Raw genomic sequence first — 17,816 nt, forward strand, 5'->3', positions numbered from 1 at the left:
TGATGCTTCAAAATCGGTGAAATTTTATTAAATTCACTGATATTCGTCCTAAGTTGACGTAGATTCGCGGTTCTTGCGCATATCGTTCGCCTTGCTTTTTACCCCGACAAGGATTACCGATATGCCTTCCCAAGCTCAGACACCTTTTCGTGTCCGCCTCTTAGCGGCCGCCGCGTCCGCTCTCGTTTTCACGCCTCTGGCGCACGCGCAAACCAGCCCGAGAATGACGATCGACACGCCCGGCCCCGGCGGCATGGCCCACGTTGTCACGGCGACCGACAACATGGGCGTGACCGTGACGGGCGCAGGGATTGCGAATATCGGCGGCGGGGGCAGGATCTCGATCGACGGCCGGACCCCGATGTCGTACGTGCGTACGACGAATGGCGGCACGAGTTTCATCAGTGAAATCAACATTACGGGCTACGCCAACGTAGCACCGAGTTCTGCGCTGGCGACCGCGATGTTTGGATCGACCGTCACGCTCATCGATTCGACCATCAGGAACTCCGGCGATGTCGCCTTTTGGGCGGCACGCGGCAATACGGACATGAACGTGCCGGGTTCGACGGTGTACATGGATAACGTGATCCTGGAAGGTAGCGGCCGCGCGCTCGTGGTGGCCGGCGACAGCACGGTCGACGTTCGGAATTCGCACATCACGGCAACCCGTCACGACGGCGCGCGCATGAATTACGCGGTGCAGGTGACCGATTCCCAGTTCACCGCCGTCGATACGACGATTTCAGGCTCGGACGCCGCCGTGAAGATCACCACCGAATCGCGCCCGCAGCACGCCGGTTCGACGGTTGTGCTGGACAACGCGCGTCTGCTTGCCGAAGGTGCGGGCATTCGAATCGAGCGCGGCGTGCTGAGTGCGCCGGGCGATTTCATGATCGACGTCGATATCAGGAACGGCACGACTATCAAGGCTGACAGTGGCACGCTTCTCAGTGTCACGACGGTGCCGAACGCGATGACGCCGTATCACGTCAACGTGAACGTGGACAACAGCGTGCTCGACGGCGACATGGTGTTCCGTCCCGAACACGTGACGAACGAGTCTATCGACACGCGTCTGCGCCTGGACAACAACGCGATTCTGACGGGCAGAATCGACGGCCTGGGCCATCTGCACGTCAACAACGATGCCGAATGGCGTCTCGTCGACAACCAGGTGCTCGCGGGCGAGGTGGTCCTGGGCGGCGGCGTGATCGATCTGCGCCATGGAGAGGCTCCCGGTCAGTTCCGTACGCTGGAGATTGCCACGCTTGCGGGTGAGGGCACCTTCCGCATGCAAACGGATCTCGAGCACGGTGGGGCCGACCAACTGCACCTGAGCGACAACGATTCGACGGGCCAGTTCAAACTCGACGTGCTCAATACGGGCGCGTTCGCCGCAATCCCGGTGCAGCAACTGGTGCAGGACGATGGCGGTGCCGCAACCTTCTCCGTCGTCGGCGGTAAGGTCGATCTCGGCACTCGCGCCTATGAACTGGTGGCGCGCGAGGCCGATGGCAAGCGCTATTGGGAGTTGGTGCGCACACAAGAGCAATCCAATAGCACCGAGACGGTTCTCGGCGCGGCCAGCGCCCTGCCATCAGTGTGGCTCGGCGAGATCACGACGCTGCGTGCGCGTCTGGGCGAAGTCCGCCTGAACGAAGGCAAGGGCGGTGGCGTGTGGGCGCGTACATTCGGCAACCGATACAACGCCAAACCGGCGGGCGGCCACGGCTATTCGCAGGATCAGTGGGGCGTGCTCGCTGGCGCCGATGGCGTCGTTGCCAGCAACGACGCGGGCCAGTGGCTCGTCGGTGCGATGGCGGGTACGTCGACCAGCCGGATGAAGTTCGGTGTCGGCTCCAACGGCAGCGTCGAGAGCTACACGGTCGGCATGTACGCGACGTGGCTGGGCAAGAACGGTTACTACTTCGACGGCGTGCTCAAGTACAACCATTACGCATCCGAACTGGATGTGATGATGCGCGATGGCCGCCGCAGCAAGGGCGACTATCACGCGAATGGCCTCGGCCTTTCGACCGAGTTCGGCCGCAAGCTGTCGTTCAACAACGGCTGGTTCGTCGAGCCTTATGCGCAAGTCGCCGCCATGATGTCGCGTGCCTCCGACTACACGCTGGATAACGGTATGCAAGTCGATGCGGGGCGTGGCCGTTCGGTGCAGGGCGCGCTGGGTGTCGGCGTGGGTAAGACGATCGACACGAAAATGGGGACGTTCGAACCTTACGTTCGCGCCGCGGTGGTGCAGGAGTTCGCGAAGAACAACGCGGTTGTAATTAACGGCGAATCGTTCAATAACGACCTGTCGGGTACGCGCGCTGAGTTCTCCGTCGGTCTCGCAGCCCAGATGCAGAAGAACCTTCAGGCCTATGTCGATACGTCGTACGCCGTGGGCAAGCGTCTCGACAAGCCCTGGGGCGTCAATGTGGGCGTGCGCTACACGTTCTGAAAATAACGAGAGGCGATCGTACGGTCGGGTGTCGACATGCGCGAACACCCGGCCCGGATCCTTAACCCTGTGCGATGCAATATCGCACAGGGTTTTTTTATTGCCGCTCGCAAAAGAGGCGGGGCTGGTCGACGAACGCCATCGCCGCGTTGTTCTTCACGCGCACGATCTGGAAGTAATCGGTGTTGCCGGGACGAAAGCGCGGCAGCAGATGTCGCAAGACTTTCTCCTCGTCCGAGTTGTCGCTCAGCAGTCGGGCGCTGCGCGTGGTGGTCATGCGCACGGTGTCTGCGAGCGTCTGGTAGTCGAACTCCATCGCGCGATGTATCCGTGTCGACGAGCGGCCGTCGGCGATGTAGCCGGCGAAGCGGGAAAACCCCGTGCCGTCCCGGCCAAACGCCGTGTCGAGTTCTCCCCAGACCCGCACCATGCCGGGTTGGGGCGTGTCTGAATGCGTCACGATTTCAATGTCGGAATGGCATTGCCAGGGCTTGCGCTGAGGCGTTGTGGTCAGCCACACGACCACCCACGGCACGATGACGGCGAGTGCCGTTCCGAGCACAACGTGGCGCAGGCGAATTCGGAGTCTCATGGAAATGGCCGGTTGCCCGTCTCCTGCATGACCAGATACGAAACACAATTCGCATCGGGACGATCAATGGGTTGTCGGCATAGGAAGTAACTGTACAAATCGTTGTACGCGGTGCCGTTGATGTAGACGAGACGCTCAGGAAAGTCGACGATCGATTTGGGCGGCTCCTTTTCGATCATGCTCACGCGATTCGCGACGAACTGGGCGTCGCCCGCGCGTTCCGGCGTCACGAAGTAACGATGGGTAACGTCGCTCGGCACGGGGACCCATTGGCCCGAGCGCGCATGTTGATACAGATTTCCGAGCAACGGTGGAAGCGTTCGGAACGCGTAAATGGCACTGGCCAGCGCGATGATCGTCCAGAGGCCCATCGCCAAGAAGAGATGCGTGGTGCGTACCGGTCGCACAAGCATGCGGTGCCGGACAACGGGAGGGGCATCGTGGGACGAAGGGATTGCCACAGGTGACGTCGCTGTCACCACTGCGTCCGATGCGGTTGCGGTTGCGGATGCGTCTGGCGACATCGGTGCGAGATCGGATTCGATTTCGCGAACGATCGCTTCCGTAATGGGAAAAGAATTTTCTGGTTCCGAGTCACTTTGGGACTTTTCATCGAAAAAGTGAGGCATCGGAAGCACCGGAGACGCCGGAAGTACGCTTTCGACTGCACTGGCGTCGACGAACGGACTGACCTTCACAACGTTGTTCAGGCGATAGCCGATGCGCGGCACGGTCACCAACACCGAGGGGTCGGCACCGGCTTGCTCGAAGGCGCGCCGGATTTGCATGATCGCCTGACTCAAATTGTTGCTCGTCACGACGGCGCCGTATTGCTCCCATGCCTTGCCAAGCATTGCACGCTTGGTGACGATTTCGCCGTTCGCTTCGAGCAGCACCAGCAAGCAGCGGCCTGCTGCCGCGCCGAGTGGGAGCGACACGTCGGGATTCCCTTTGGTAGCGAGCGCAAACGTATCGCTGTCGAAACGTACGGCGTCGCCGATCAGGAACTTGGCCATCTGTGAGTGTAAAAAAGCGGCGTTGCGCGTCTGCCACTGGCGCTGCGTCGCGGTGCTGTCGTGGGGACTTCAATACGTGCATCTCGAGCTTGTGGCAACAGCCGGACGCACTGGTTTTGAACCATAGTACGCCGAAAACGTAGCTTCGGAGTTGGCCCTCCCTTTGGCGATGCGCGTTGAAAAAACGGACCGTTTCCCGATGATCGGGGAAACGGTCCGGCGTGCCGCAAAGTACCGGCGAAGCCGTTTAAGCGTCCGATCAGGTCGGGCGACTCGGGTCGAGTGGCGGGGTCCTGTTCGCCCGCGTATCGGCGAAGATCATCGGCGCCTGCGGCGACGTGACCGAACCGCGGAGGTTCGTGACCGTCACCCGGGCCGTCACCTGGCAGATCGAGTAGAAATATTGCTGACGCGACCATGGGTACCGGAACTCGATCGGTTGTCCGGGGGTGGTCACCGTGACCTCGTACGGTGTCCCGGGAAGCAACGTGTCGCCGGCGTGACCGAATTCGGCGAGTGCAACCGGTCCCAGATCGCCGTTTCTGCCGAAGAAGCCGAACACGTGAATGCGCACACGGTCGCCGACCTGCATATTGAGGTACGGCAGGACGCGAACGATCGAGCCCCCGGCCGCGAACGAGCGCGTGTAATCGAGGTTGTTGTTGGGCGCGCCGACGAGCGGCATGAACACCGGCACCGGTAACCCGCCGCCCCCGCCGGGCAGTTCGGCAGCACTTTGCACCGTGACGTCCTGCACGCGGGAGTACGACGTATTGGCGACCTCCGTGATGCCGTTAGCAGGATCGGCCGCACGCACCACGCGTGTGGCGGTGTAAGCGGCGGGAATCGATCCACTGCCGAACTCGGTGATCTTTGCGAAGGGCAGCACCTGCGTGAGGTCGACGCCGCTCGTCACATCGGCCGGGGTGACGGTATACGTCGCAAACGGCGTGGCGGCCGGGTTGACCAGGGGATCAACGCCGTAGAAGAGCGAGATGACGTCGCCTGCCTCGAACGACGGGGTACCCGATACGCCTTGCCACGGGATGACGAAAGTCGCGTCCCTGAGCGAGTCTTCCACCGGGATGTTGTTGATGGGATCGGGGGCGACCCAGCCTCCCTTGCGCACGATCGGCAGACCGAGGTTGTCGTTGGTCGGCGTGTTCGGATCGGCATCGTCTCCGCCCGGCTGCGACAGATCGACGACCACGGTGGTCGCCATCGCCGGCGTACCGAGCAATTCGCCGTTGCGAAGGACCTCGTAGGTCACGGCAATGTTGCCGTTACCTTCGGCCTGAATCGTCGCATACGGGATCGAGATGCTCATGAGCGGCTCGACCGCTCCACCCGCATTGGTCACGGCGACCGGCGCACTGCGTGTGTTGCCCCAGATGACGACAATCCGGTCGCCGTTCTGAATCTTCGCGTTCAGCGGAATGTCCACGCCGACCGGCGTGCGGGCGTCGGCCTCGCCGATGAGACCGTCGTCGTCGAACAAGGGAACGACCGGTGGTGCGAGATCGGTGATGCCGTCCTGAAGGCGAATGACAGATGGCACGCCAGGTGAAGTGATCGACGTGTTGCCCGCCAGATCCGTGATCGTGTAGGTGAACGATACGGGGCCGTCCCCCAGAGAAAGAAACTGGTCGCGGGTGAACGGCACCTCGATCAAATCGTCCTGGCCGCCCAGGGGAATGCGATAGGTGCTCGTCGCGGTGGACCCGTCGGCACCGGTCGCGACGACGGTGATGACATCGCCCGCAGACTGGTCGGAGTAGCTATAGATGGTGGCAATCACAACATCGCCGAGCGCCGTGAGCACGGCGTCGGTAATGCCGTCGGACACGACCGATGGCGGAAGCCCCAGACTGCCCGGCTTGGGCACAGCCGGAGGTCTCGTGTCGACGATGAAGAACACAGGGTCGCTGAAACCCGATTCGTTACCGACGATACCGGAGATGAGTTGATATCGCACCTGATAATTGCCGTGGGCGCGCGGCGCGGGAATGACGATGGTGATTTCTGCGGCAGCGTCTTCAGCCCGGGTAATCTCACGCAGCGGCTGAATCTCGCCGTTGATCGACACTTCGATCAGGTCGCCCTCACCGTACGGCTCGAAGGCGTCGCGATCAAGCGTCGCCCTGAGCGTAAGCGGCTTGTCGTTCGCCGACGCCAGCAGCAGTCCATTCGCAGGAAATCCGGGGGGCAACGGCGCCAGAAGATCCACGGGAAGTGTCGGCGTGTAGATGTCGATCCCGGAATCGCTTTGCACCTTGATTCGAGGGGCCGCGACCTGATCGCCTACCGGCACGATCAGTGGCGTATTTTCATCGGTTCTCATAACAGAACTCCTTACCAGTGGAAGTCGGCGCGTGCGCGTTGCGTGCTGGCTGTCGGGGCCATGCCTCCATGCTCGCGGCTCGCGGGCAGATCCGCCGAGCGCACACCGTTGGCGGGAGACCATTGTTAATCCGCAGTTTGCCGCCGGGTAACTGTCAACCTTGACAGTTGGCGCACACAAATCAAGCGTGGCTTGATGGAGCTCCGGAGTGCCGGGTGCGATGTATTCGCTCCCGGGCATTCGACGGCTCATCGAATTCCTGCGGAGACGAACCATGCCGACGACCGACGTTCTTTCCGCGCTGCTACCCGAGACATCGGCAAGCGACGCCCTTGTCTTTGCGCCTGTGCAGCGCGATCTCATTTCGATTAATACCGACCTTCAATCGATTATCGTGCCGGTGGTCCTGGCATACGGCGGCGTCGGCTTTCGCGATGTTCAGCAACCCGACGCAAAGCTCCTCGTGACCATTGCGCCGAATGTGCTTTTCGAGATCGGCGACGTCTTCAGGGTGTTTTGGGGTACGGATCAGTTCGCAGCGGCCGTGCACACGATGGCGGAGGAAGACAGGAACCTGCCGATCACGCTCGAGATCGACGTGACGTTGATTCAACGTATCGGCGACGGCCTGATTCCGGTCTGGTTCACCGTGACGTCTGCCTTCACTGGCGATGTGCAGCGCTCCCCGGATGCGCTGGTGCGCGTGAAGATGACGCTGCCGGGCGGTCGCGATCCGAACCCGGTCGATACGCCTTACACCAACGAGAACCTCGCTGCGCCGACCATTCCGCCGGGCATCATCGGCGTGCCGGAAGCGGAAGCCGGTGTGCCTGTCACGGTGCCCCCCTGGCTGAACATGGCCGTCGGCGATCGGCTGCGCATTCGCTGGGGCATCGAGTCAGTGCGCCACCCCCCGCTCACGCAAGCGGAAGTTGGCAGACCGGTCACGGTCGTCATCGACAAGAACACGATCCTTGCTGGCGGCGATAGCGAGAATCTGATGGTCACGTACGACATCGACGACGTGGTGAGCGAATGGTCGTTTAACTCGCCGCCAGCGTTCGTCAACGTCGAAGCGAGCGGCGCGACGCTTGCCGTGCCGTACATCCTCCAGGCGCCTAGCGGCGACCTCGACTATGCCGCGCTCAGCGGCCGCGACGCGGATGTCGTCGTGATGTATCTGAGTCCGCCGATGGCCATCGGCGACACCGTGCTCGTGGTCTTCGAAGGACTCTCCGGCGACGGCGTGACGGTTCGCCACGAAATGACGGCGCGCGTCACCGTCGCCGGTGCGCTCATCACGACCAAGCTGCCCAATGCCGTTGTGCGCACCATCACGCCGGGCACCGCGTCGGTCTATTACTTCGTGCGCAGCGGAACGACGGAGAAGGGGCGTTCGCGGCGGCTGTACTTGCGCGTACTCGGTGAGCGCGGCGGGCTGGCCGCGCCGCGCGTTCGCGAGGCAACCGCCAATAACCAACTCGATCCCATCAACACGCCCAACGGTGCCAACGTGGAGATCGACCCCTACATGGGAATGAGCGAAGGGGATCTCGTGTCGTTGCGTTGGGAAGGCACGCGAGCGAACGGCACGCCGATGGTGTACACGTCGTGCAGGACGCTGACAGCGGCCGATATTCAGAATCGGGTGGACTTCCTGGTGCCGCCGCTCTACGTCGATACCCTGTTGGGCGGCACGGTGGACGTGTTCTACACGGTGACGCCGGCATCGGGCGACAGACTCACGCGCGTGTCGGATGTCCTCACGCTCAACGTGGTCGGCGCGAATTTGCTGCGACGCCCCGAAGTGGCGGGCGTGACCAACGGACAACTGACGCCGCCGACGAATCCGACGCAAGGCGTCGAGCTGACCGTGTTGCCCTACACGTTGATGAGTGCGGGCGACGTGATCGAGTGGTTCTGGGACGGTCCGACCACCGCGGGTTCCACGCGCGGGCGCGTCGTCGTCACCGACCCCAGCCGGGCCGTCACGGTGACGGTTCCCCGTGCGGTCATCAATGCGAATTCTGCCGGGCTCGCTTCGGTCGACGCTCACTACCGCGTGACGCGCGCCGGTCAGGCCACGCCGCAGGAGTCGAGCATCAATCGATTTGCCGTACTGGCTGTACCGCAGCCGGGGTTGCCCGCGCCGCTGGTCGACGAAGCGCCGATGGGCGTACTGGACCCTGAAGCGCTGACGGGTAGCTTCGTCACGGTACGCGTCAAACCGTATCCCGGCATGCGCAACGGCGACCGTGTGACCGTGCGATGGGGGGAGGGCACCGGCGGCGGCGAGCAGATTCGCACGATCGATATCACGACGAACATCGAGAACATGGATATCACGATGCGCGTGGACAGGAGCCGGGTGGACTTCTTCCAGGACAGCTCGGTCGTCGTGAACTACACCGTCAATCGCCTTGACGGTACCCGCCAGGATTCGGAGGACTTCACCGTTATCGTGCGCACCGAGCGCCGGTGGCCTGCACCGCGCGTTGTGGATGCCGTTGGCGACTTTCTCGATCCTGCACTGGCCGCCCTTGGCGCGGAAACCATCGTGCTGCGGTACGCCGACATGATGCGCAGCGATCGCCTCATCATGCATTGGGGCAATCCGGGTGACGTCGGGTTCTACACCGACAGCATTACGGTGAGCACCGTACGCGATTATCACTTCCTGCTCAGTGCCGCCACGGTCGCGCCGTGGATCAATCGCACCGTACCGGTTTGGTACGAAGTGATGCGCGGCGGGGTGGTGCGATTCCGTTCCGAGGTGCTCCAGTTGCGCATCGGCATGAACGAGCAGCCGACACTGCCCGTACCGTCGGTGCCGGAAGCCGACGGCACCGTGCTCGATCCCTCGAAGCTCACCACCGGTGCGACCGCGACGATTCCGGCTTACCCCGGCATGGCCAGCGGCGACTTCATCGTCATGACGTGGGGCGGCGGGCCGGGCAGCGGCGGGTTGGAGTGGGAGATCGACGTGTCGGCTGCCATGGTTGGGCGGCCCATCACGCGGCCGATCCCGATGGCGAACATCACACCGTTCGAGGGACGCGAGGTCACGCTGCAATACAGCGTCGACGGCCTTCGCCCGCCGCGCCGTGTGTCCGATCCTCTGACGCTGACGGTGCGTCGTCAGTCGCTTCAGATCGGCGCACCGCGCGTGCCGTCCGTACAGAACGGCGTGCTGGACCCGCGCGAGGTGCTTCAGGGCGCGCAGGTGCTGGTCGACTTCAGCAACGTCATGCGCCAGGGCGACACCATCCGCCTGCATTGGGAAAACTCGATTGCGGCGGGTAGCGACGAGCGGACTGCGACGGTCGGCAGCACGCAGAATCCTATTTCATTCACCATCGGTGCCGACAAGGTTCAGGCGGGCACGGGGGGCAATGTCTCCGTCTGGTACGAAGTGGTGCGTCTGAATGCGGTCATCGCGACGAGCTCGCGTCTGGACTTCGTCGTCCGCCGTTCGGCGCTGCCTTTGCCCGTCATCTTGCAGGCCATCGGGCAAGTTCTGGATCCTACCGCCGTGCCCGCCACGGGTGCGACCGTGCGGCTCGCGGCGACAGGGTTATTCCGGGCCAACGATCGGATCGAATTGCGCGTGGTCGGGGCGGCCGGAGCGGGTTCCGGGACGTTCACGCACGTGGTGCTGGCGTCACAGGAAGGTTCGCATATCGACATTGTCGTGCCGAAGAGCGTGATCGACGCGAACAATGGTGGCGCGCCCATGACACTGAGCTATTCGGTGACGCGTGGCACCCTCGTCGAGAATTCCGGACCGAACGTGTACGACGTGAGGCGTGAACTGGGCGTCGGCGATCTGCGCGTGATCGGCGCGCGTAACAACGGTACGTCCTACCGGGCGTCGGCAATGCCGCAGTATCTGCGTGCCCTGGATCGCACGACGCGCAACGACATGTTGGCCGAATGGCGGTATTCGGACGAGCAAGCCTGGACCTCTGCCGTTTCGTTCAAGGACACCCGCCCGTGGATGCCGCTGCGTGTGCGCTCAAGCACCAATCAGGTCACGATCAATCCGGTGAATCTCTTCGGCAACGGCTCCGACAGCGTGACCGCGACCGGTGTGGCGGCGATGAGCGCGATCTTCGCTCGCAGGAATATCGACGCCTGGGGGGCTGACGCGCACGGTGGTGTGGTTCGGCCGACGACCTATCTCACGCTGGATGACATCGTGGAGATATCGGCAACACGCAGTGCGTTCGCCATTCGTCGCGCGGGTGGACAGATCGCCGCTTGGGGCAATAGCGCCGAAGGCGGGGCGAGCACCCTCTTCACGAGTGTCAACGATGCGGTGCGTATTCACGGCAACAGCCGGGCATTCGTCGTGGTGCGCGGGCAGGGGTATTTGGACGCCTGGGGCTTCGGCGCAGCGGGGGCAACGCTCTCGACGGCCGCACGCAATCTGAACGACGTCAGATCGGTGGCTGTCGCAGGCAACGCGTTCTGTGCCCTCACCAGCCGTCGCACGGTCGTCGCCTGGGGCGAGCAAGCCAACGGCGGCAACCCCAGTCAGGCGATCACCGCGCTGAACGACATCATCGACATACGCGGAAACTTCACGGCGTTCTGCGCCTTGCGCGCGAACGGCTCGGTCGTGGCGTGGGGCGCGAATGTCGACGATGGCAGGCAGATCGCTGGCCGGTTCGACATTGTGGAACTGGCCAGTGCCACGGCGCGCGCCTTCGCGGTGCGCACCCGAGCGGGCGGAGTACTCGCGTTCGGCCCGACCGCGTACGGCGGCACGCCTGACAACACTATTACCAGTCTGACCAATGTCGAAGAGGTGACGGCGACATGGGGCGCGTTCGCTGCCCGGCTTAGCACCGGTGCTGTTGTGGTCTGGGGCGACATCAACCGTGGCGCGAATTTGCCGGATGCGATCGCGCGCCGCCGCGACATCGTGCACGTGGTCGGGACGGCGGGTGCCTTCGCTGCGCTTACGCGTAGCGGCACGGTGGTCACCTGGGGGAACGGGACGCAAGGCGGTAACTCCGCGCCCGTCGCCGGTCAGTTGACGGACATCGTGGCGCTCTATTCCACTACAGAAGCTTTTTGTGCGGTCAAAGCGACAGGCGGTGTCGTGACCTGGGGTGTCGGGAACGGCGGTGCAACCATTCCGGATGCGATCCGTGCGAATCTCAATACGAACTTCTTCTATCAGGCGACTGCGGGGGGATTGTCATTGGCGACCCCGCAAGGAAAGGCTGCGATGGCGGCAACGGTATGACCTACGCTGCGCCAGCGCGGTCCATGCGGATCGTGTGGACCCGCTGGCGCCAACAGGAAACGCTTCGGGAGATCGACCATGGACGATGGCAAGAGCAGTGTTGACGCAGCAGGCGCTGGCGCAGGCGGCGCGCCGCTGCCCCCTCCGATGTGCAACGACGCAGTGAACGGCACGCTTGCGCTGGGCGAGCTGGGCATGCGTGGCGCCTGCTTTTCAGTCGCCGCGTACCCCGGCATGCGCGAGGGCGATTACGTGTCGCTGCGTTTCGACGGTGGCGCATCGGGGGCGGGCGCCATCGACTTCGATGTGACATCGAATTGGGTCGGAAAGGACCTCGAGATGTGGGTGCCGTGGGCCAGACTCAAGACATTGGCCGCCCGTAACGTGACGGTGGACTACGTGTTGCAGCGAGTCGGCAGCGGCGTCGGCGAAGCTTCTTCGGCGGTCTCGTTGAACGTCGACGCGTTCCCGGTTGGTGGGGCCGGGCGCCGACGCCGGAGTGCCGATGAAGACGACGACGAACCGCGCGTGCGCGGCGAAAAGAAGGACTTCCGAAATCGCACGCGGTGGCAGAGCTAAGCCCGATTGCGTCATTCGCTCACATTCGAAAGTAGTAGGAGGCAATCATGGCAGAAGGCACTCTGGTCGCTGCGGCCACCCTTGCGGCGCCGATCAGCAACGAAGCAAAGAACGGGGCGGTCAACCCGCCGGATTTGTCGGCACGTGGGGCGACTTTCACGATCAAGAGTTATCCGGGGATGGCCGATGGCGACTACGTCCAGTTGTTCTTTACGGTCGATGGTGTCCGAACGCAGGTCGGCGAGTACGACGTCTCGGACACCAAGGTCGGCACGGACCTCGTGATTACAGTGCCCAAGGCGACCATGACCGCGGCACTGAACAAGACGATTGGCGTGGACTATGTGGTGTCGCCGTTCGAAGGGGACGACCTCACGTCTGCGTCATTGCCGCTGTTCATCGGTGTTCGGGCGGTGACCAAGCTTATCGCGCCGGTGGTGGTGGAAGCGACGGGGGACCAGTTGGACGTCGAGTATCTCGACTACGGTATCTCAGTGCGGATTCCGATCTACGCGGGCATGGCGATCAACGACGAGATCCGTCTGCTGATCGGCACGCAGGGCGAATCGACGTTCTACACGGACAAGATCAAAGTGCGCGCGGTGCGAGCGGTGACGTTCTCGGTACCGCCGGAGGTCATCGCGCCGTTCAAGAACCGGAAGCTTCCGGTGGCCTACGAGGTCGTGCGTACGGGGGTCGTCGCACCGATTCCCTCGGAGGTGCTGGGTCTGAAGATCGGCGAGGTGGAAGATCCGAATCTGCTCGCCGTGCCAGTGATCAGCGAAGCGACCGGCAGCATTCTGAACCCGGATCTGGCACCCACGGGGGTGACGGCGCTCATCGGCCCCTACGCGGGCATTACCGACGGCGACTACGTGCATGTGGTGTGGGCCGGTGGTCCGCCAACGGGCGCGGAGTGGTATCTGGATATCTCGGAAAAATACCTCAACGCGCCGTATCCGCTGCGCATTCCGGTGAACAAGATCACACCGTTCATCGGGCAAAAGGTCACGCTGACGTACTCGAAGGAAATGCCCGATGGGTCGTGGCAGCCGTCAAAAGCGCTCGTGCTCGACGTCAAACGCGAATCGGCTGCGGTGGCAGCGCCGGTGGTGCCGTCGTCGGCGAACGGGCAACTGGATATTCGCGACGTGGACCCGACCACAGGCGTAACCGTAACAGTGCCCGCCAACGTGGGCATACGTCAGGGCGACGTGATTACGCTGTACTGGGACAGCGAGGTCGACGAAGGCGATTACACGAGCAATCCGTATATCGTCAAAGCGACAGACGTGGGGCAAGACATCCGCTTCACGGTGCCTTACTCGCGGGTCCGCGCCGGTGGCGAAAAGATGGCGGATGTGAGCTACGACGTCACGCGCGGTGCGGCGGTGGTCTTCACGGGGGAAGTGACGGAGCTGGTGGTTCGTAACGCGGTGACCCCGGCGGCGGAAATTGTCCAGGCGGTGAACGACCGTCTGAACCCGGACGACTGCCCGAACGGCGTGCATGTGCGCATCCCAGCCACGGCGAAGTTGCGCTTGAACGACGAGGTAACGGTGACGCTGCGAGGCGCACCGGGCGGCGGCACGATGACGCAGACGGCGAAGGTGACGCAGACGCAAGCCGGGGGCGAGTTGATCGTGGTGTTGCCTCAGAGCGTAGCGCGGGCGAACGTCGGGCGAACCATCTCGCTGGAGTACTCGCTCAAGCGGGCGAATGGCGCAACGCAGGAGGTCGCACCGCCTGCGCGTTTCGATGTTGTGGCGGTGCCGGGTAAAGGCCAATTGCTGGTGATGGGGGCGCGCAATTTGTTCGGCGATCCTATTGCGTCTCGAACGTCGCAATTCATCCACAGCTTCGTGCGTGCTACGCGGCAGCCGGTCAAGGCGCTGTGGAAATACGACGATGAGAGTGAGGTGACGCTCGCCACGACATTCCGGGACCGGCGTCCGTGGATGACGCTTCAGGTGAGCACACAAGACGATGTGGTGACGCTGAACCCGGTCAACATTTTCGGTCTCGGGATGACGAGTCCCGGCATCGGCCAAATGATGGCACTCACCAATCGCGGGAGTGTGGTGACGTGGGGGGCAAATTCGGCCAACGCCGCGGGCGTCATGCCGTCGACGCTATACACGCTGGACGACGTGATCGATATCGCTTCGACCTACAACGCCTTTGCGCTGCGTCGGCTGAACGGTCGCATCGCGGTATGGGGCAATGCGTCCTACGGCGGTACGCTGCCGCAGGATTTCTCGGTGACCGATGCCAGACGGATCGTGGGCACGTTCTCCGCCTTTGGTCTCGTGCACAACAACGGTCAATTGGCGGCATGGGGGCATTCGAGCTACGGCGGCCAACTGAATGCAGCGGCCAAGGCGGTCACCGATGGGCGCATGGTCTATTCCACATATTCCGGAGCGTTCGCCTGTGTGCGGGCAGGCGGCAATGTGACCTGTTGGGGGCATGCCTCGTACGGCGGCAATCCGGGGCAGGATATTCTCGCTTTTACCGACATTCTCGGCGTGCGCAGCACTTGGAACGCTTTCACGGCATATCGCCGTAACGGCACCGTCGTGTCGTGGGGCGACCCTGCGGCGGGTGGCACCGTGCCGCCTAATATCGCGGCGCGTTTCGATATCGTCGTGCCTGGGGCGGCGTCATCGCGCGCTTTCAGCGCCATCACGGCGGACAAGCAGGTCGTGGCGTGGGGAGATACTAAGAACGGCGGCACGGTGCCTGCCGATATTGCGAGCTTCACCGATATCGAGGAAACGACGGCGACGGCAGGCGCGTTTTGCGCGCGTCGTAGCAATGGTTCGGTAGTGGCCTGGGGGAACACAGCACAGGGGGCGGTCGTACCTGCCGACATTGCACGACGCAATGACATCGTGCAGGTGGCGTCGACAAATTTCGCGTTCGCTGCCCTGTGCCGGGACGGTACGGTCGTGGCATGGGGAGATCAAAACAACGGCGGCAATACAGCACCCGTCGCGGGGCAGTTGAGGAACGTTGTCGCGGTGTACGCCGGAACAGAGTGTTTCGTGGCCGTGCTGGAACAGGGAGGCATCGTGACCTGGGGCCTGCCCGCATCCGGCGGCAACAGCGCCTCTGTTCAACAGTTCCTCGGCACGAACCTCACGTATCTCGCCACGGCAGCGTCGCGTGGCCGGATCGTCGTTGCGTCCTGACCGACAAGGAGAACCATCATGGATGAGAGCAATACCAACAGCAACACCGATGCGGCCGATACGGCGTCGGTCTCCGAGGTCTCGGGCATTGCGTCCGCTACCGAAACACTACTCGCGCCTACAGCCGTCGATGTGGAGGACGGCAAGCTGGTCTTGCGCACAGTCGGCATGCGTGGCGCAGCGTTCACGATTGCGCCCTATACCGGTATGAGCGAGGGCGACAGCGTGTCCCTGCGCGTGAGCGGCGGGGACGCAGGCGTCGTCTCGACCGATTTCGACGTGACCGAGAACTGGATCGGCGAGGACATCACGCTATGGGTGCCGTGGCCGAAGCTCAAGACACTGGCGGGGCGCGATATCACGGTGGACTACGTCGTGCGTCCGGCCGCAGGTGGCGCGCAACGCGTGTCGGACACGCTCGGCGTGCATGTCGAGGCGCTGGGGGCGGAGGGTCTCGGCGAGCGTCGTTCACGATGGGCTGCCGGGGTGGGAAATTCCGACGATGGCAATAGCGACGCGGCACGACGTCGGGCACGCCGCGAGGCGAGGGCCGACCGCACGCGCTGGACGAGCTAGCCGTTGCGGCCCCCGGGCGACGTGCATGGCAGCACGGCGACCGGGCGCGACGCGAGGCAGTTTTCCGGCCATCAATCTTGAGTGGAGCACGATCATGGATCGCGACGACGTATCGGTATTGGCAACCGCTGCGGCAGTCCTTGAAGCGCCGAGAGTTACCGAAGCGACAGGTAACAATCTCGACCCTGCGACGGACCCGGCAACAGTGGAAGTTCCCGTGTATACGGGCAAGGCGTTGGACGACCTCGTCACGGTGAATTGGCGAGGACGCACGGCGGCCGCAACCTTCTCGGACACGCTGCGGGTGAGCGCGTCTGCTGTGACGCGAGTGCAGCGTTTCTCCGTGCCGGGCACTGTCGTCCTTGCCGGTGAGGGCGGGACGGTCAGCGTGACCTATACCGTGACACACCGCAACGGGGTGACCGACACGTCCCGCGCGCTGACCCTCCAGATCGGTGAGCCTGCGCCGGAGCCGGGACTCGTCGATCCGCCGGTCATCGACGGCGTTGTAGGCGGGGTGTTGAATCTGGAGAGCGTGCCCGCGCAAGGCGCATCGGCGACGATCAGGCCCTATGCGGGCATGGCGCGCTTCGATGTCGTTTTCATCAACATCGATAACGCCAGATGGGAAGACGCGAAACGCATCGAACTGCCCACCGACGTCAACCAGCCGGTGCGTTTCACCATTCCTCGCGAGGTGTTGGCCAGCGTCTCCGGCCGCGAAGTGGTGGTGAAAACGCAGGTCATGCTGGCGAACGGAACGCTCATCCACTCGAACGATTCGCGGCTGCGGGTGCTGGAGCCTGTCGGCGCGCTGCCCGCCGTCGAGGTGCCGCAAGCCCAGTCCCAGACAATCGATCCCGTCACGCTCAATACCCCTACGGTGCAGGTGCGGGTCAGACCTTATCCGGGCATTGCAACAGGTGACGTAGTGGAGCTTGCCTGGACCAACGCCAGCGGCGTACCGGCCCCGTTCGTGGCCCGCAGTACGGTGGGGGCGACACCCCAGGATGGCATTGTCTTCGAAGTCCCGCGCATTCACGTCGACCAGAACGTCGATCGTTCGGCGTCGATTGCCTACGCCGTGGTGCGCGGCACGGCCATGCCCGTGCGCTCGGCTGCCTATCTGTTGTATGTGGGCGCGCCCTTCGATGCGCCCGCCACGATCGATCTGGCGGTACACGGGTACATCATCGGCGAGAGGCCTCCGCTGGCGCCCCCCGATTTCGCCATGCTCACGCGCGAGGCGAGATTCGGCACGGCACCGTACACGTATCGCTCGGATGACACCTCGGTGGCGCAGATCGATGCCAACGGGCGCGTGACGGCCACCGGCAACGGTACGGCGAGGATGACCGCGACGGACCGCCTCGGACAGTCGCGCAGCTTCACCCTGACGGTGCGCGGCGCACGACAGATGTCTTACGTCAGCGACAACGCGACCCAATCGGGCGCACGCACCGCGTGTACGAGGGTGGGGCTGGTGTTGCCGAGCGTGGACGAAATGCAGGCGTTCTGGCGAACTTATTTCCCCAGCAGCGGACCGGTGGGTCGTCATATGGGGTGGCTCAGTTACCACTTTTGGACGAGTACGCCGTTGGACTCGGCGACCGCGGTGACGTACGACCTGAGCGGCGGGTCCGAGGAGAGAAATGTGAGCGGCCGCAGCGTGACGAGTCGGCTTCCGGTGGTGGGCATCACGCCCCCGTGACGTCAGGCGTCGCCTGCGTGACGCGCAATCGTCCCTTGTGACGCTTGCCTGACATCGCTTCGATTCCTGCCTGATATTCCCGATGG

9 protein-coding genes are annotated in these 17,816 nt (G+C 63.4%); 6 read left to right on the forward strand and 3 right to left on the reverse strand.

Features of this window, described 5'->3' with window-relative positions:
- Window positions 1–223 precede the first annotated feature (223 nt).
- Complete coding sequence (locus ACIQWO_RS12710) at window positions 224–2,467, forward strand: autotransporter outer membrane beta-barrel domain-containing protein (RefSeq protein WP_402824128.1); 2,244 nt, start codon at window positions 224–226, stop codon at window positions 2,465–2,467.
- A 97-nt stretch (window positions 2,468–2,564) separates the two neighbouring features.
- Here the strand turns inward: ACIQWO_RS12710 and ACIQWO_RS12715 are convergent, their stop codons facing one another.
- The 3 genes from ACIQWO_RS12715 to ACIQWO_RS12725 all read right to left on the reverse strand — a co-directional run bounded on the left by ACIQWO_RS12715 (window position 2,565) and on the right by ACIQWO_RS12725 (window position 6,416).
- The gene (locus ACIQWO_RS12715; RefSeq protein ID WP_402824131.1) at window positions 2,565–3,059 is read right to left on the reverse strand and encodes a hypothetical protein; all 495 of its coding nucleotides are present in this window, start codon (window positions 3,057–3,059) and stop codon (window positions 2,565–2,567) included.
- Window positions 3,056–4,075, reverse strand: a complete 1,020-nt coding sequence (locus ACIQWO_RS12720; protein WP_402824134.1) for a transcriptional regulator — start codon at window positions 4,073–4,075, stop codon at window positions 3,056–3,058. The genes ACIQWO_RS12715 and ACIQWO_RS12720 overlap by 4 nt, the downstream gene beginning before the upstream one ends.
- A gap of 259 nt (window positions 4,076–4,334) precedes the next feature.
- Entirely contained in the window at window positions 4,335–6,416 is a 2,082-nt protein-coding gene (locus ACIQWO_RS12725; RefSeq protein WP_402824137.1) for a hypothetical protein, read from the reverse strand.
- Between the two features lie 274 nt (window positions 6,417–6,690).
- Here ACIQWO_RS12725 and ACIQWO_RS12730 point away from each other — a divergent pair, with 274 nt between their 5' ends.
- The 5 genes from ACIQWO_RS12730 to ACIQWO_RS12750 all read left to right on the forward strand — a co-directional run bounded on the left by ACIQWO_RS12730 (window position 6,691) and on the right by ACIQWO_RS12750 (window position 17,730).
- A complete protein-coding gene (locus tag ACIQWO_RS12730; protein ID WP_402824140.1) occupies window positions 6,691–11,670 on the forward strand; it encodes an RCC1 domain-containing protein in 4,980 nt (1,659 codons plus the stop codon).
- 78 nt (window positions 11,671–11,748) lie between these two features.
- A complete protein-coding gene (locus tag ACIQWO_RS12735) occupies window positions 11,749–12,249 on the forward strand; it encodes a hypothetical protein (RefSeq protein WP_402824143.1) in 501 nt (166 codons plus the stop codon).
- A gap of 47 nt (window positions 12,250–12,296) precedes the next feature.
- On the forward strand, window positions 12,297–15,443 hold the full coding sequence (locus ACIQWO_RS12740) for an RCC1 domain-containing protein (protein ID WP_402824146.1): 3,147 nt from the start codon (window positions 12,297–12,299) through the stop codon (window positions 15,441–15,443).
- 18 nt (window positions 15,444–15,461) lie between these two features.
- On the forward strand, window positions 15,462–16,019 hold the full coding sequence (locus ACIQWO_RS12745; RefSeq protein ID WP_402824149.1) for a hypothetical protein: 558 nt from the start codon (window positions 15,462–15,464) through the stop codon (window positions 16,017–16,019).
- A 25-nt stretch (window positions 16,020–16,044) separates the two neighbouring features.
- Window positions 16,045–17,730 carry a hypothetical protein gene (locus ACIQWO_RS12750; RefSeq protein WP_402824152.1) on the forward strand — a complete coding sequence of 562 codons (1,686 nt, stop codon included), beginning with the start codon at window positions 16,045–16,047 and terminating at the stop codon, window positions 17,728–17,730.
- The last annotated feature ends 86 nt before the right edge of the window (window positions 17,731–17,816 follow it).

It is taken from the genome of Pandoraea sp. NPDC090278 (assembly GCF_044772185.1).
In the GTDB taxonomy this organism is placed as follows: Bacteria; Pseudomonadota; Gammaproteobacteria; order Burkholderiales; family Burkholderiaceae; genus Pandoraea.

Excerpts from the sequence above, each read along its gene's own strand:
- ACIQWO_RS12745 (WP_402824149.1), top strand. The coding sequence starts at position 15,462 with ATGGATGAGAGCAATACCAACAGCAACACCGATGCGGCCGATACGGCG.
- ACIQWO_RS12735 (WP_402824143.1), top strand. The coding sequence starts at position 11,749 with ATGGACGATGGCAAGAGCAGTGTTGACGCAGCAGGCGCTGGCGCAGGC.
- ACIQWO_RS12710 (WP_402824128.1), top strand. The coding sequence starts at position 224 with ATGACGATCGACACGCCCGGCCCCGGCGGCATGGCCCACGTTGTCACG.
- ACIQWO_RS12725 (WP_402824137.1), bottom strand. The coding sequence starts at position 6,416 with ATGAGAACCGATGAAAATACGCCACTGATCGTGCCGGTAGGCGATCAG.
- ACIQWO_RS12740 (WP_402824146.1), top strand. The coding sequence starts at position 12,297 with ATGGCAGAAGGCACTCTGGTCGCTGCGGCCACCCTTGCGGCGCCGATC.
- ACIQWO_RS12750 (WP_402824152.1), top strand. The coding sequence starts at position 16,045 with ATGGCAGCACGGCGACCGGGCGCGACGCGAGGCAGTTTTCCGGCCATC.
- ACIQWO_RS12720 (WP_402824134.1), bottom strand. The coding sequence starts at position 4,075 with ATGGCCAAGTTCCTGATCGGCGACGCCGTACGTTTCGACAGCGATACG.
- ACIQWO_RS12730 (WP_402824140.1), top strand. The coding sequence starts at position 6,691 with ATGCCGACGACCGACGTTCTTTCCGCGCTGCTACCCGAGACATCGGCA.
- ACIQWO_RS12715 (WP_402824131.1), bottom strand. The coding sequence starts at position 3,059 with ATGAGACTCCGAATTCGCCTGCGCCACGTTGTGCTCGGAACGGCACTC.